Below are 1,244 nucleotides of genomic sequence, written 5' to 3' on the forward strand. Positions count from 1 at the left end.
GCCATGACCCGCTCCAGGACCGGGGCCGGGGCCGCGCCCACCTCGGCCGCGACGCGGCAGGCCGCCGTGACAGCGAGACCCTGCTCGGCCGTGAGCCCGACCTCGAGCAGGTCCTCGCGCACCGGGACCCCGTCCAGCGCCCGCACCCCCACGCGGTGCCAGGCCGTCGTCGGCGGGGCTCCGGCCCGCAGGGCACCGCACACCTGGGCGACGACCTCGCCGAAGGTGCCGCCCGTCTGCTCGGGCCGACCGGCACCGGGGAGCCTGGCTCGCCACGACGTGGGGCCACGAGCCGCGCCCGTCCGGACGTCTCCCGCCACCTCACCGGCGACAGGGTCCAGCCGCGCCAACCTGGGGCTCATCCCGAGACCGAGAGGGGCTCCGCCCCCACGCCCACCTCCGCCTCCACCCACGCCGTCGGTTCCCTGCCGGTTCACGCCCTCACCGCATCCCCCACCGCGCGGCGAACCCCGTCCACCCGGGGCGCCGCAGCACCCGACCACCGGCGTCCTGCACCAGGACCGTCTCGACCCCGAGCTCGCCGCCGCGCGAGACGACCTGCGCCACCTCGGCCACGCGTCGCTGCCCGGCATCGCGCCGCAGGTGCACCACGGCGTGCAGGGCGCTCGTCGCCTGGGCTGCGAGAGCGGCGCGGTCGAGGCCGGCGAGGGCGCCCAGGGCCTCGAGCCGGGCGGGGACGTCCTGCGCGGTGTTGGCGTGGATCGTGGCGCACCCGCCGTCGTGCCCGGTGTTGAGGCCGGACAGGACCTCCCGCACCTCGGCCCCACGGCACTCTCCGAGCACGATGCGGTCGGGGCGCATCCGCAGGGCGTGGCGCACCAGGTCGGTCAGGTCGACAGCGCCGACCCCCTCGACGTTGGCGCGGCGCGCCACGAGACGGACCACGTGCGGGTGGTCGGGGGCCAGCTCCCCGGCCTCCTCGATGCACACGATGCGCTCGTGGCGCGGCACCAGGGACAGCAAAGAGCCGAGCAGGGTCGTCTTGCCGGTCCCGGTCGCCCCAGAGACCAGGAGGTTCGCCCGCGCGGCGACGAGGCGTTCGAGCACCGGGGCGACCGCGGGGGCCACGCTGCCCGAGGCCACCAGGGTGTCGAGGCTGAAGGAGCGGGGCCGCAGCACCCGGAGGCTGATCAGCGCCCCGTCGGCCGCGACCGGCGGCAGGACGGCGTGCAGACGGGTCCCGTCGGGCAGCCGCGCGTCGGCCACGGGCACGGCGTCGTCGA

1 protein-coding gene and 1 pseudogene are annotated in these 1,244 nt (G+C 77.4%); both read right to left on the minus strand.

What is annotated here, in order from left to right:
- Positions 1–362, minus strand: a pseudogene (locus L0B03_RS18080) (hypothetical protein); the annotation flags it as partial.
- 79 nt (positions 363–441) lie between these two features.
- A partial coding sequence (locus L0B03_RS18085; protein WP_250448423.1) for a CpaF family protein occupies positions 442–1,244 on the minus strand: 803 nt, incomplete at its 5' end.

It is taken from the genome of Actinotalea sp. C106, assembly GCF_023630195.1.
GTDB lineage: Bacteria > Actinomycetota > Actinomycetes > Actinomycetales > Cellulomonadaceae > Actinotalea.